Consider the following 12,302-nt stretch of genomic DNA (forward strand, 5'->3'; position numbering starts at 1 on the left):
CTAGTTTTCGTTTGGGTTTTACCGTGATGCCGATGCCGAAACCGTCCAATTCGACACGCTGGCAAAAGAGGCAGTCTGCATCCACATAGAGAACGGGTTCGCTGAAGTGTTCAAAATAATGTTTCAGACAGGAGGGTTTATGAGTGGCGTTTATAAATGGAGTCGATTTATAAATGGTGTAGGATTTGTAGTGCCTGCTGACTTCCAAAGGAATGAGTGTGCAGTCCAATTCGGCGGTTTCTTCAGGCGTCAGGCCGATGTCATAGACGAGCAGCGGCTGATGATAAAGACGACGGACACTGGCTGCCAGCGGTTTGACACAGTGAAAAAAGCTGCTGTCACAGGCGGTCAGAATTTGCATAATGCTCCCTTTCCGGAACGAATCTCCTTTTGAAAAGAGGATACAATAAATACGTTCTGGAAACAAGGTTTTTTAGATTTTGCTGGAAATCCGCTGCGGTCTTGATGAAGGGGCAATTCCATTGCTTTTTGACCTTCTTATTCTATAATTCGGTGGAAAAAGACTTGTTTGAGAAAATCGGTATTTTATGACGGTTCAAATAACAGCCATTATTCCGGCGGCCGGTCAGGGACAGCGGTGGAATCGTGCCTTTGGTACGCTCAAGCAGCTGGTTCCGGTCTGTGATAATCGGCAGCCCCTTCTGATTCGGACGATTCAGATGCTCCGAGACAGAGGGGTAGGGACTGTCTATGTCCTGACGAGAGAACCGGAAATTGTAAAGGCGGCGGCTGGAAGTGCAGAGGTACTGCCGCCTGCAGCAGACCGCTATTTAAGTGATACGATTCTTTCTTCTCGTTCAGTCTGGTCGGAAAAGACGGTTGTTTTACTCGGTGATGTCTATTTCAGTTCTGCCTGCATTGATTCGATTGTCCGGTTCGAACAGGAGCATCGCTTTTGGGGAATCGGGCATGGGTCGGCGGTTTGCCGGAACAATCTCAGACGCCCTGAATTGTTTGCATTTTCTTTTTTGGATTCGGCCTATTCAGAAGTGGAGAAGAGTTTACGCGAAAACTCTTTGCTGGCGGAGCTGCGGGACAAAGGCCGGATGTTCTGGAGGGCGCTTGGGTGCGGCCGGAAGATTTTCATTCCGTTTTTCCGGCAGAATTATTCACCCAAACCGTCCCATTGGTTTCGAGAAAGAGGGTTTCGAGGCAACGATTTCTGGAGGGCGTACCGCTGTTGGCAGCGGAAGCAGCCGGTCTATGCGTATCAATACGGCAAACTGTGGGGGCTGTATCGGCTGCTTGACAGGGTAGATCCGTTTGGGAGCCCCGATTATAAATGGCCCCAGGACCAATCCGGACATTTTGTTCAGGTGGAGGACCAGACGCAGGATATCGACAGTCCGGAGGACTATCAGCAGTTGTGTCTGCTTTGGAACGGTTCAATTCAGGCAATGAATCAAATGAAAGACGCGTCAGCAGGATGAACCCATGAGCGGATTGGAGATTTTGGCAGCGGTCCTGATTGCGGCTCAGATTGTTTTCACCATTCAGGTGATAAACAATACCCGTTATGCCCTGCAGAAATATAAACGGATTCGCGGGTATCGCACCAAAGCGGCGGTGATTGTGCCCTGCCGGGGGCTGGATGAGGCGTTTGAGGAGAATATCCGCTCGTTTTTTCTGCAGGATTATGAGCCGTATGTGCTGCTGTTTGTGGTAGAGGATGAGCAGGACCCGGCGTATCCGGTCCTAAAACGGCTGATGGAGCAATACCGCCCTCGAAGCCGGGCGAACGACGTGCGGCTGCTGACGGCAGGGCGGGCGAGCGGATGCAGCCAGAAGCTGCACAATCTGCTCTGTGCGGTTCGGCAGGCCGATGCGGATACGCAGGTGCTGGCGTTTGCCGATTCGGATGCGTGTGTCGGGCCGAACTGGCTCAGTCATCTGGTCTATCCGCTGCGGGAGACCCAGGCGGCCAAAAACGGGGCCGCAACGGGCTATCGCTGGTTTGTGCCGAAGACGCCGAATTGGGCGACGCTGACCCTGTCGGCGGTCAATGCCAAGATTGCCCAGCTGCTGGGCAATACGCGATTTAATCTGGCCTGGGGCGGGTCGATGGCGATTCGGGTGGATACGTTCCGCCGGCTGAATCTGGAACAGATTTGGGCTTCGGCGCTGAGCGACGACCTTTCTTTGAGCGAGGCCGTTGTCAAAGCCGGGCTGAAGATTGCTTTTGTCCCTGCGTGTATGTCGGCTTCCTATGAGTCGGTTTCGTGGAAGGAACTGTGGGAGTTTGGGCGTCGGCAGTTTCTGATTACGCGGGTGTATCGTCCGAAGATGTGGCTGTTCGGTCTTTTTTGTTCTGTATTCGCGGTGTTTGGGCTTTGGGGCGGGGTTGCGGCGGCGGTGTGGACACTCCAGACAGGGCGCCCGTCGTGGATTCTTTTACTCTGGCCTGCTGTGTTTGCTTTTTGTCAGTGGCTTCATGCCTTTTTACGGCAAAGAATGATTGGACGGCTCCTGGAGAAAGACCGGGACCGCCTTAAGCCGGCGGCGAGGGCGGATTTGGTTCTCTTTTGGCTTTTCTCGATGATTATGCTGGCGGTTATTGCGGCCTCTGCGGTTGGGAATACACTCACCTGGCGGGGGATTCGCTATCGGCTGCGAGGGCCGATGCGGGTGGAAATCCTTTCGGCGGATTAGCGGCAGCGGAGAGTTCGGAGCAGGTTTTCCAGCAGGGGTTTGAAGTTGCGAACAGCCTGAGCCCGATGGGAGATGCGGTTCTTCTCTTCGGCGGGAAGCTGGGCGGCGGTTTTGTTCAGGGACGGCAGCCAAAAAATCGGGTCATAGCCGAAGCCGTTTTCCCCCAGCGGCTCTTCTGTAATGAATCCTTCAACTGTTCCTTTTGTTTCCAGAAGCACCTGCTCGGCATCGGCCAGACACAAACAGCAGACAAAACGAGCTGTCCGCTGCTGCGTCGGAACTCCTTTGAGAAGCCGCAGCACTTTTTCGTAATTGAGCCGGTCAATAGTTTTGCGGTCGGGGTGTTCTCCCCGGATGGAATAGTCTTCAGCGGCAAAGCGGGCACTGTGAACGCCGGGTTTGCCGCCGAGGGCGTCGATGACCAGACCGGAGTCGTCGGCCAGCGTAAGCAGTCCGGAGCCGCGGGCATAGCCGAGGGCCTTCTTGCGGGCGTTGGCGGCAAAGGTCTCGCCATCCTCCGGTACGGCGAGCAGATGGGGAAAGTCGGCCAGCGTTTTCCAGAGTACCTGCTCGGCCAGTTCGCCCAGCATCGCCGTCAGCTCGGCCAATTTTCCCGGATTGGTCGTCGCAACAAGAATGGCGGGTTTGTCAAGATTCATTGAGTATTTCCAAGACGTTTGATTTCTTCTCTGATTTCGTCTATCACCTCGGGATTTTGGATTATCTTTTTCTTTCCGTCTGTTATGGAAATGATATAAAAAACCTTGCCGCTGTATTTTTCAGTGAATTTCTGATGTGTTTTCTTTTGAAATTCCAATTCATTGATGATTTGAGTGATATAGGCATGGCCTGCGGGTTTGATTTGAAGCCCGATGTACTTGTTGTTTATTTCAATATAAAAATCAACGTTGTACCCGCGGTCCCATTCATCCGGTGCCGGCTTAATTTCGACTCCGAGTGCCTGCTGGAGCTGTCCATAAATTGTCTGAATTTCGGATTGATACCCGTCAAAGGTTCGATTGATGACAAGATTGATAATAAAATCAATACAGTCCTGCTCGGAAATACTGTCCATTTCCGCGCGGCAGACCTCCGATATTTTTATGAATAATTGCCGTCCGAGTGTCTCCAGGTGCTCTTTTGAGTAAGCATTCTTATAATAAAAAGTTTCCCATTCACGGAGAGTTTTGGGGGCACATTTTCGAATCAGTTCAGAAACTGGACCGACTTTGCTTTTACGGGTCAGTCCCCATCGCATGTTTGCACTGTTTAAGAGCCACTCTTTTGCCATATGGTCGGCCTCGATTCTTTCAGGAATTTCGTATTGTATCGATGGGGTATAGATGCATCCGCTTTCGCCAGCCCCTTTTTAATGAGATGAGCGTTCAGAAACGTTTTATTTGACAGGAATAAGTAGCACAACAGGTGATTGTCTTCATCATAGGCGATTTGGTCAAACTTAAGAAAAACCTTTTGCCCTTTTGTTTTTTCTTCTAGGAAAGCAACGGCGTCCTGCCGGGTTTCTTCTTTCTCCGCTACTCCCAGTAAACGGATCGTGAGCCCATTGTCCAGTTTAAGCAGGTTTGGAGCGAGCACTTGTTTGACCCGAAAGAAGTCTTTGGGTGACGGCGTATCGCGGTTGATTTTTGAGCCGAAGGAGATTCGTCTCGGGTCTATTTTTTTGTCGAATTGGACAGGATCCTTGAAAATATACGGAAGTTTTTGGATGGCATTTTTCCAATCTTTCCGGCTTGTTTGAGCGTTTCGAAACTCAATGATGCTGTCTGCAAAGATGGTTTGTTGTTCTGTACCCAGTTTTTTTTCAATTAAACTGCGAAAATCTTTGTTAATTTCATAGCCGATGGAATTGCGCTGCTGGCGGATGGCAGCGAGGGTTGTCGTTCCGCTTCCCAGGAAGGGGTCTAGAACGGTATCACCAACGAAACTGAACATTCGAATCAGGCGTTTGGGCAGTTCTTCCGGGAACATCGCCAAATGACCGTTTTGCCGTTCTCCGGGGAAATTCCAGTGTCCGGCAAAGTACTGATTCCATTCTTCGGTTGTAAGTTTGGACATTTTCTTTATTTGGGGGCTGACAGAAGGTCCATTTCCGGGTTTTTTAAATATCAAAATAAACTCATAATCCAGTTTGAGAATGCCGTTTCGGGGATAGGGAAAGGAGCCCATGATGGAAGCGCCCCCGGTCGTGTTGCAGGTTGTCACTTTCTGCCAGATAACGGCCCCCATATAATCCAGCCCGATTGTCTCGCAGAATTTGATGATTTCGGTTCGTATCGGAATGATTTTATATCGGCCGTAATAGACGGAGCGGGCGAATTGGTCACCAATGTTGATGCAGAGCCGGCAGCCCTTATGAAGAACTCGAAAACATTCTGACCATACAAGATTCAGATTGTTGATATATTCCTCATAAGTATGGTCAAAGCCGATTTGATCCGGCGAACCATAATCTTTCAGCTGCCAATAGGGCGGGGAAGTGATAATCAGATGTACGGATTCGGATGGTACATCCGACATATCTCGGCTGTCCCCAAAAATGATTGTATGTCTCGTTTGCATAAGGATTCGAAGGCACTGTCTGATTAGCTATTATTATACAGACAGCATTTGTGCTTTCCAATAGAAAGCTGTCGGATGTCTGAAAAGCCGCAAGAAAGTCAGCTGAGGAGTTTTTTAAGCAGGGCACGCTGGAAGTGGAGTCGGTTTTCGGCCTGGTCGAAGATGATGGAGTTTTTAGATTCGGCGACCTCGTCGGTGATTTCATAGCCGCGATAGGCCGGCAGGCAGTGCATAATCTTCGCATGGGCCGGGGCTTCGGCCAGCAGCTCCGTGTTGACCTGAAAACCCTGAAAGTCGGCAATCCGCTTTTCTTTTTCGTCTTCCTGTCCCATGCTGACCCAGGTATCCGTATAGATTATGTCCGCATTTCGGACGGCTTCGGCCGGCTTGTTCGTAGTAAAAACGGTACCCGGGCGTGCTTTTTCCGCTTCGGCAATGGTTTGGTCGTCGAGCATATATCCCTTTGGAGCGGCAATCTGATAGCGCAGGCCGAAACGGGCACAGGCCTCGGCCAGGGACCGCGCGACGTTATTGCCGTCGCCGACATAGGCCAGCGTCAGGCCCTCCAGCCGTCCGAAGTGCTCGAGGATGGTCATCATATCCGCCATCACCTGGCAGGGATGAGACCAGTCGCTGAGGGCATTGATAACCGGTACGGTGGACCAGCGGGCCAGTTCGAGCAGGGTTTCGTGCGAGAAGGTTCGGGCCATAATGCCGTCCACATAGCGGGAGAAGACCCGAGCCATGTCCTTGGCGGGCTCGCGCTTGCCGATGATGCCGATGTCTTCGGGTTTTAAGTAAATGGCCGTACCGCCCAAGTCCGACATTGCCACCTGAAAACTGACGCGCGTCCGCAAGCTGACCTTTTCAAACAGCATTGCCAGGACCTTGCCGGAAAGGCAAAGGTCCCGTCCGCCGGATTTGTAGAGTTTTTTCAGGCGAATGCTTAAATCGAGCAGTTCCTGAAGTTCCTGTGTGGAAAAATCCAGAATGGACAGAAAGTGCGTCATTTTTTTGCCTCCTCAGCCAGAACCTCGTCCAGAATGGCAATGGCGCGGTCCAGTTCTTCGGCGGTGATGGTCATGGAGGGCATGAACCGCAGGACGGTATCCTGTGTGCAGTTGATTCGAAGTCCTTTTTCGAGGCAGCGGCTGACAATGCCGGCTCCGGGGACGTTCAGCTGGATGCCGATCATCAGCCCCATGCCGCGGATGCCTTCGATAAACGGGTATTTGGATTTCAGCTCGTTGAGTTTGCGGCAGGCATAGTCGCCCATCCGCTGGGCGTTTTCGAGCAGGTGTTCGGCTTCGATAGCCTCGATGACGGCGATGCCGGCAGCGCAGGCCAGCGGATTGCCCCCGAAGGTGGAGGCGTGCGTGCCGGGCACGAGGGCGGCGGCGATTTCGGGCTTGGCAATCATCGCTCCGATGGCGACGCCTCCGCCGAGGGCCTTGGCCAGGGTGATGATGTCCGGAACCACGTCGAAATGCTGGTAGGCGAACCATTTTCCGGTTCGGCCCATACCGGTCTGGACTTCATCGAGAATCATCACAGCGCCGGCTTCGTCGCAGAGGTTTCGGATGGTATGCAGGTATTCTGCTGTGGCCGGGTTGATGCCGCCCTCGCCCTGAATGGGTTCAATCATAACCGCCGCCACTTCCTCATCGAAGGCCTCTGTGAGGGCCTGAATGTCGTTGAAAGGCACGTATTCAAAGCCGGGCACGAGAGGCATAAAGCCGTCGTGATATTTCGGCTGGGCGGTGGCCGTCACGGCTCCGAAGGTTCGTCCGTGGAAGCTTTTTTCCGCTGTGATGATCTTGTACTTGCCCTTGGCGGTGTACTTTCGGGCCAGTTTGAGGGCGGCTTCGTTGGCTTCTGCGCCGCTGTTGCAGAAGAAGCATTTGCCGCCGAACGACCGCTCCGACAGCAGTTTGGCCAGCTGTCCCTGCGGAAGGGTGTAGAAGGTGTTGTCCATGTGCAGCAGCTGGGCGGCCTGTTTCTGGACGGCCTCGACGACGCGCGGATGGCAGTGGCCGATGCCGCTGACGGCCCAGCCTGGGAACAAATCAAGAATCTGATTGCCCTCCAGGTCAATCATGATATTGCCCTTGCCCTGAACGATGACCTTGGGCAGCCGGCCGTAATTGCCGATGACGTATCGATTGTATAATTCAATGACTTCCTGTGTATTCATGGGGCTCTTCCTTTCGCCGAATCGGCGGCTTATTTGACTATCTGGGTACCAATGCCTTTGTCCGTGTAAATCTCCAGCAGCAGCGAATGCTCGAATCTGCCGTTGATGATGTGGGCCTTTTTGGTACCGCCGTCGATGGCGGTCAGGCAGGCCTCGACTTTGGGCATCATTCCGGAGGTGATGATGCCGTCGGCAATCATCTTGGCGATTTCGCCCTCGGTCAGCGTGGAGATGTAGCTGTCCGGGTCGTCTTTGTTGGTTCGGATGCCGTGTGTATCGCTGAGGACGACGAGTTTTTCGGCTTTGACGGCGGCGGCGATTTTGCCGGCGACGCTGTCGGCGTTGACATTCAGCTTGCCGCCCGTGCGGGTCAGGGCCACCGGTGCAATCACAGGGATGACGCCCGCCTGACAGAGCATCGTGAGCAGTTCCGCATTGACATCACAGACCTTGCCGACCAGGCCGAGGTCGATTTTGCGTCCGTCGCCGTTTTCGAGGCGAAGGGGTTCGGCAAAAACCACGCAGCTGCTGAGGGAATGAAGCCCCATTGCCCGACAGCCCAGAGAACGGATGGTGTTGCAGATGGGGGTATTGATTTTATGGACCAGCACATGTTCGGCAATCGCCAATGTCCGCTCGTCGGTATAGCGGCGGCCCTGCACCCATTGGGGCTCCAGCCCGGCTTCATTCATCGCCTGTGTGATGGCTTTTCCGCCGCCGTGAACCAGGATGGGACGCATCCCGACGGTAGCCATAAAAACCACATCCACCAGCAGTTTGTACTGGAGTTCCATATCGTCGAGGATGCTGCCGCCCAGTTTGACGACCACGATTTTGTCTCGGAAGCGGCGAATGTACTCCATGGCTTCGATGAGCGCATTGGCTTTTCCGATGGCCTGTTCCATTTCGTTCGGTCTCCCAAAAAGTTCTGTCCGAAAATAGAAAAAAGCCAACGGAGGGATTTGAACCCACAACCGCCGGTTTACAAAACCGGTGCTCTACCGTTGAGCTACGTTGGCAAAAAACCTGTCCTGCCGGAAAAGGGGGATTGTACAGATTTTGCCGGGCGGATGCAAGGGATTTTGTCTAAATTCCGCTGTCCGGACGGGTGTTCAGGCGGCTGTTGAGCCGGCGGCACAGTTCCTTGAAAACGTTGGTTTTTTCCCGTCCGAGCAGGCGAATCGGGAAGGCGGTTTTGTTGTGATTGAGGGGTTCGTCGAGGTCCGTCCACTGCCGGCACAGTTCGCCGTCCGGCGTTCCCGGGATGGGGGAAAAGTCGGCCAGCATAATCCGAATGCCGAGTGAATGAGCAAAGTGCATGGATTCTTCGACCTGCTGGAGGTCGCCTTTGGGGTGCCCCAGGAGGATATATGCGGTGATTTGTTCGGAGCGGACGCCGGCGGTTTTGAGGGCCTCGACGGCCTCCGCCAGGTCGTCGGACAGCACCTTTTGACCGGTGGCCTCCTGAAAGGCCCGGCTGGCACTTTCAAAGCCGAGATAGAAGGTCTGAAAGCCCGCCTGGGCCATTTTCTCCGCCAGCAGGGGGGAAAGCAGGCGGGCATGAAGGGCGTTGGGGGTGTGAAAGGCGATTCCGTGAGGATGGCGAATGACATACTCCAGAAACGGAAGAAGGGTTTGCTGGGGATTGACCAGAAGTGCGTCGTCATAGAAGGCGATGTTGCGAGTGCCCAAACGGGCCAGATGCTCGTAATCGGCGATGCACTCCTTCAGCGGGCGGGGGCGGAACGGCCTGCCGGTCAAGGGCTGGTAGCAGTAGCTGCATTGAAACGGACAGCCCTCTGTGAGGGTCATGATGCCTTTGTCCAGATTTGGGTATCCTTCCCAGTATGGCGGACTGTACCCGGCGGAGGGCTCAAAGCCCAGCCGTTCCCAGAGGGGCCCTAAATGGGTATTGGAGATGATGCAGTCGGCTCCGAGGGACTGGGCATGGTCTCGGCAGCAGGTAGCATAGAACCCGCCCAGGACGATTTTGGTTTGCGGCTGGATTCGGCGAAGGATTTGGATGACTTCCTGGACTCCGGGGTACCAGTAGGTCAGTGAGGTTTGAATTAGGGCGAAATGAAAAGGACCGTGCAGGTCGAGAAATCGCAAGAACGCCTCTTGTTGAATGCCGAAACGATGGTAGTATCTGGGAATGTCTTTCAGGGCGGCGGGTTTTTCAATCCGCTGACGCGGAAATTCGCCCCGCCCCCATGAGTCTTCTTTCAGGGAGGGGGAAAATTCAGGACTTCTGCGGTATAGAAAGTCAAACAAGTATAGTTCTGCAAAGGATTTAAGCTTTCCTGCGGTTCGAAGAAGGCCGTATGGTTTCAGCCAGAAATCATAGGCGGCAAAGTCATAAATCGGCGGGTTGACCAGCAGGATTTTCGGCTTCATAGCGTTTTTGTTTTTCCTTACTTTAAGCGGTGTTCAAAAAAAAGATTTCTCTCTTTACAGTCAAGAAGGAATTTGTTAATCTTACTGGTCTTTGAGGAAATTGAAAACAGATAAGTCAGGGAACGAGGTTAGTTATGGCACATAAAAAGGGACAAGGTTCAACAAGAAACGGTCGAGACAGCAACCCGAAGTTTTTGGGCGTTAAGCGTTTCGGCGGACAAACCATTTCGGCGGGCGGGATTATTGTCCGTCAGCGGGGCACTCAGTTCTTCCCGGGCTTTAACGTCGGGATGGGACGGGATCATACCCTGTTTGCCAAGTGCGACGGCGTGGTGCAGTTCCGCGGACGCAAGGTGGACGTCGTGGCTAATTAAGTGTTGTGCTGAAAGGTCTGGATTCCCGCCTTCCTCCTTTGCTGAGTGCTTCGGAGGACAGGGCGCGGGGATGACGATGAGTTTTTTCAGAGCCGTTCGAAAGGACGGCTTTTTTTATGTTTGCAGAGCGGAGACAGATGGAATGACAAACGGCAGAGACGGTCTTCCTTATGGGGTTATTTTTGATATGGACGGGGTCCTGGTGGACTCCGAGGAGTTTTTGGCCCGCGCCGCCTGTCAGATGTTTGCCGAATATGGACTGAAGGTCAGGCCGGAGGATTTTGTGCCGTTTATCGGCACGGGCGAAACGCGCTATCTGGGCGGGGTGGCCGAAAAGTACGGTCTTGCCATCGATTTGGCCCAGGCCAAAGAGCGCACATACGATATTTATCTTCAGATTATCCGCGGGGCGCTGAAACCTTTACCCGGTGTGCATTCTTTTCTTAAGCGATGCCGAACGCTGGGCAAAAAGATTGCCGTGGCCTCCAGTGCAGACCGCCGGAAAGTCGAAGGCAACCTTCGGGAGATTGGTCTGGGCTTTGACTCTTTTGATGCGGTTGTAACCGGTGAAGATGCCGCCCGCAAAAAGCCCGCACCGGATTTGTTCCTGACCGCGGCGTCTCGGCTGAATCTGCCCCCTCAGAGCTGTCTGGTGATTGAGGATGCCGTCAGCGGCGTTCAGGCCGCCAAAGCAGCCGGAATGCGGTGTTTGGCCTTAACAACATCGTTTCCGAAAGAAGCTCTGACGGATGCGGACTTCATCGCGGCGGATTTGTCAACGGCGACGAAGGACGTGCTGCACTGGAAGGAAAACTGACTGCCGGAGGTGGGAGTCGAACCCACACCCGGGGTGAACCGGAAAGGATTTTGAATCCTTCGCGTCTGCCATTCCGCCACTCCGGCATGAAAACGGCACCAGCATAGGACCGGCGGCCGGATTCGTCAAGGGAATTTCCGGTTTGTTCATGCGGAAGGGTTGTTCGGCTCATCGAGGAAGACGATGTCCTCCGGGACGACGGCTACGTCTCGATGATTGGGGCCGAGGATTTGACGAATTTGGCTGGAGTGTTTGCCGGCGACCTGGCGAAGTTCGGCGGAGTTAAGACTGGTGACGGCCTTGGCCTGCTGATTAATCATCACGACCGCCCCAGCGCTGAAGGTGCCTTCGATGCCGGTAATGCCTTTGGGAAGGAGACTTTTGTTTTGGCGAAGAGCGGCCATGGCGCCGGCATCGACGTAAATGGTTCCTTCCGGCCGGCTGTGGAGTATCCAGCGTTTTCGGTTGGGCAGTTTGGCGGATTTGGGCAGAAACAGGGTGCCGATTTCTTCACCGTCGAGAATCCGGCACAGGACCTCCTGTTCGCGTCCGTGAGCCAGAATCACACGGCAGCCCGCTGTAAAGGCGATGCGGACGGCTTCGATTTTGGTTTTCATTCCGCCGGTGGAATAGGCCGAGCCCTTTTTGCCAGCGGCTCGCCGAATGTCTTCAGTGATTTCCTCCACAAGGCGAATGGGTTTGGCGTCCGGAAACTCTCTGGGGTTTTTGTCGTAAAGGGCGTCGATGTCCGTCAGCAGAATCAGCAGGTCGGCGTCAATCTTGCTGGCGACCAGGGCACTGAGCCGGTCGTTGTCGCCGAAGGCCGTGCCGATTTCTTCGGTAGAGACGCTGTCATTTTCATTGAGAATCGGCACGACGCCCAGACTCAGGAGCGTTTCGATGGCATTGCGGAGGTTCAGATAACTTTTGCGTTTGCTGAGGACCTCGGCCGTCAGCAGCACCTGAGAGACGCTCAGTCCTTCTTCCTGAAAGGCCTTGTGGTATTCGTGCATCAGCAGGGGCTGGCCGACCGCCGCACAGGCCTGACGAAGCGGCAGTTCCGTGATGGGGCCCTTGAGCTTTAAAGCACCGGCTCCCATCCCGATAGCCCCGCTGGTAACCAGCAGAACCTGGCGTTCCTGACGGTGCAGCTGAGCAATCTGGCGGGCGACGCTTCGGACATAGGAGGTATCGATGCCGCCGTTGCGGCTGAGGGTCGCTGTCCCGATTTTCACAACCATTCGTTTGACGGAGGATAAATCGCGCATAC

The 12,302-nt window shown here is 54.0% G+C and carries 13 protein-coding genes and 2 tRNA genes; 4 read left to right on the top strand and 11 right to left on the bottom strand.

Annotation, left to right across the window (positions count from 1 at the left end):
- Positions 1-361 (bottom strand): hypothetical protein (locus WHS88_11445; protein ID MEJ5260792.1); only part of this gene is annotated, 361 nt, incomplete at its 3' end.
- A gap of 187 nt (positions 362-548) precedes the next feature.
- On the opposite strand from WHS88_11445, the gene WHS88_11450 reads away from it, so the two are divergent.
- Both WHS88_11450 and WHS88_11455 read left to right on the top strand, forming a co-directional pair.
- The gene (locus WHS88_11450; protein ID MEJ5260793.1) at positions 549-1,451 is read left to right on the top strand and encodes an NTP transferase domain-containing protein; all 903 of its coding nucleotides are present in this window, start codon (positions 549-551) and stop codon (positions 1,449-1,451) included.
- Positions 1,452-1,455: 4 nt separating this feature from the next.
- Entirely contained in the window at positions 1,456-2,670 is a 1,215-nt protein-coding gene (locus tag WHS88_11455) for a glycosyltransferase (protein ID MEJ5260794.1), read from the top strand.
- Here WHS88_11455 and rdgB read toward each other — a convergent pair.
- From rdgB to WHS88_11495, 8 genes are all read right to left on the bottom strand, one after another.
- The gene (gene rdgB, locus WHS88_11460; protein ID MEJ5260795.1) at positions 2,667-3,329 is read right to left on the bottom strand and encodes an RdgB/HAM1 family non-canonical purine NTP pyrophosphatase; all 663 of its coding nucleotides are present in this window, start codon (positions 3,327-3,329) and stop codon (positions 2,667-2,669) included. The genes WHS88_11455 and rdgB overlap by 4 nt on opposite strands.
- The gene (locus tag WHS88_11465) at positions 3,326-3,961 is read right to left on the bottom strand and encodes an MjaI family restriction endonuclease (protein ID MEJ5260796.1); all 636 of its coding nucleotides are present in this window, start codon (positions 3,959-3,961) and stop codon (positions 3,326-3,328) included. Before WHS88_11465 ends, rdgB begins: the two co-directional genes overlap by 4 nt.
- A complete protein-coding gene (locus WHS88_11470) occupies positions 3,940-5,250 on the bottom strand; it encodes a DNA methyltransferase (protein MEJ5260797.1) in 1,311 nt (436 codons plus the stop codon). Before WHS88_11470 ends, WHS88_11465 begins: the two co-directional genes overlap by 22 nt.
- A gap of 98 nt (positions 5,251-5,348) precedes the next feature.
- Complete coding sequence (gene argF, locus WHS88_11475) at positions 5,349-6,260, bottom strand: ornithine carbamoyltransferase (protein MEJ5260798.1); 912 nt, start codon at positions 6,258-6,260, stop codon at positions 5,349-5,351.
- Positions 6,257-7,444, bottom strand: coding sequence for an aspartate aminotransferase family protein (locus WHS88_11480; GenBank protein MEJ5260799.1), 1,188 nt, complete (start codon positions 7,442-7,444; stop codon positions 6,257-6,259). Before WHS88_11480 ends, argF begins: the two co-directional genes overlap by 4 nt.
- A 29-nt stretch (positions 7,445-7,473) precedes the next feature.
- The gene (gene argB / locus WHS88_11485) at positions 7,474-8,349 is read right to left on the bottom strand and encodes an acetylglutamate kinase (GenBank protein MEJ5260800.1); all 876 of its coding nucleotides are present in this window, start codon (positions 8,347-8,349) and stop codon (positions 7,474-7,476) included.
- Positions 8,350-8,391: 42 nt separating this feature from the next.
- Positions 8,392-8,463, bottom strand: a tRNA-Thr gene (locus WHS88_11490).
- A 67-nt stretch (positions 8,464-8,530) separates the two neighbouring features.
- Positions 8,531-9,841 (bottom strand): B12-binding domain-containing radical SAM protein, encoded by a 1,311-nt coding sequence (locus WHS88_11495; GenBank protein MEJ5260801.1) that lies wholly within the window; start codon positions 9,839-9,841, stop codon positions 8,531-8,533.
- Positions 9,842-9,975: 134 nt separating this feature from the next.
- Between WHS88_11495 and rpmA the strand changes: the two genes are divergently transcribed.
- The gene (rpmA, locus tag WHS88_11500) at positions 9,976-10,215 is read left to right on the top strand and encodes a 50S ribosomal protein L27 (GenBank protein ID MEJ5260802.1); all 240 of its coding nucleotides are present in this window, start codon (positions 9,976-9,978) and stop codon (positions 10,213-10,215) included.
- A gap of 142 nt (positions 10,216-10,357) precedes the next feature.
- On the top strand, positions 10,358-11,032 hold the full coding sequence (locus WHS88_11505; protein ID MEJ5260803.1) for an HAD-IA family hydrolase: 675 nt from the start codon (positions 10,358-10,360) through the stop codon (positions 11,030-11,032).
- Position 11,033: 1 nt separating this feature from the next.
- Here the strand turns inward: WHS88_11505 and WHS88_11510 are convergent.
- Positions 11,034-11,118, bottom strand: a tRNA-Leu gene (locus WHS88_11510).
- Positions 11,119-11,178: 60 nt separating this feature from the next.
- Positions 11,179-12,300 (bottom strand): glutamate 5-kinase, encoded by a 1,122-nt coding sequence (gene proB, locus WHS88_11515; GenBank protein MEJ5260804.1) that lies wholly within the window; start codon positions 12,298-12,300, stop codon positions 11,179-11,181.
- Positions 12,301-12,302 lie beyond the last annotated feature (2 nt).

Source organism: Anaerohalosphaeraceae bacterium (assembly GCA_037479115.1).
Classification (GTDB): Bacteria; Planctomycetota; Phycisphaerae; order Sedimentisphaerales; family Anaerohalosphaeraceae; genus JAHDQI01.

What these genes read in the sequence shown, in the direction of transcription:
- WHS88_11450 (MEJ5260793.1), top strand. Translation starts at nt 549, where the DNA reads ATGACGGTTCAAATAACAGCCATTATTCCGGCGGCCGGTCAGGGACAG.
- WHS88_11455 (MEJ5260794.1), top strand. Translation starts at nt 1,456, where the DNA reads ATGAGCGGATTGGAGATTTTGGCAGCGGTCCTGATTGCGGCTCAGATT.
- rdgB (MEJ5260795.1), bottom strand. Translation starts at nt 3,329, where the DNA reads ATGAATCTTGACAAACCCGCCATTCTTGTTGCGACGACCAATCCGGGA.
- WHS88_11465 (MEJ5260796.1), bottom strand. Translation starts at nt 3,961, where the DNA reads ATGGCAAAAGAGTGGCTCTTAAACAGTGCAAACATGCGATGGGGACTG.
- WHS88_11470 (MEJ5260797.1), bottom strand. Translation starts at nt 5,250, where the DNA reads ATGCAAACGAGACATACAATCATTTTTGGGGACAGCCGAGATATGTCG.
- argF (MEJ5260798.1), bottom strand. Translation starts at nt 6,260, where the DNA reads ATGACGCACTTTCTGTCCATTCTGGATTTTTCCACACAGGAACTTCAG.
- WHS88_11480 (MEJ5260799.1), bottom strand. Translation starts at nt 7,444, where the DNA reads ATGAATACACAGGAAGTCATTGAATTATACAATCGATACGTCATCGGC.
- argB (MEJ5260800.1), bottom strand. Translation starts at nt 8,349, where the DNA reads ATGGAACAGGCCATCGGAAAAGCCAATGCGCTCATCGAAGCCATGGAG.
- WHS88_11495 (MEJ5260801.1), bottom strand. Translation starts at nt 9,841, where the DNA reads ATGAAGCCGAAAATCCTGCTGGTCAACCCGCCGATTTATGACTTTGCC.
- rpmA (MEJ5260802.1), top strand. Translation starts at nt 9,976, where the DNA reads ATGGCACATAAAAAGGGACAAGGTTCAACAAGAAACGGTCGAGACAGC.
- WHS88_11505 (MEJ5260803.1), top strand. Translation starts at nt 10,358, where the DNA reads ATGACAAACGGCAGAGACGGTCTTCCTTATGGGGTTATTTTTGATATG.
- proB (MEJ5260804.1), bottom strand. Translation starts at nt 12,300, where the DNA reads ATGCGCGATTTATCCTCCGTCAAACGAATGGTTGTGAAAATCGGGACA.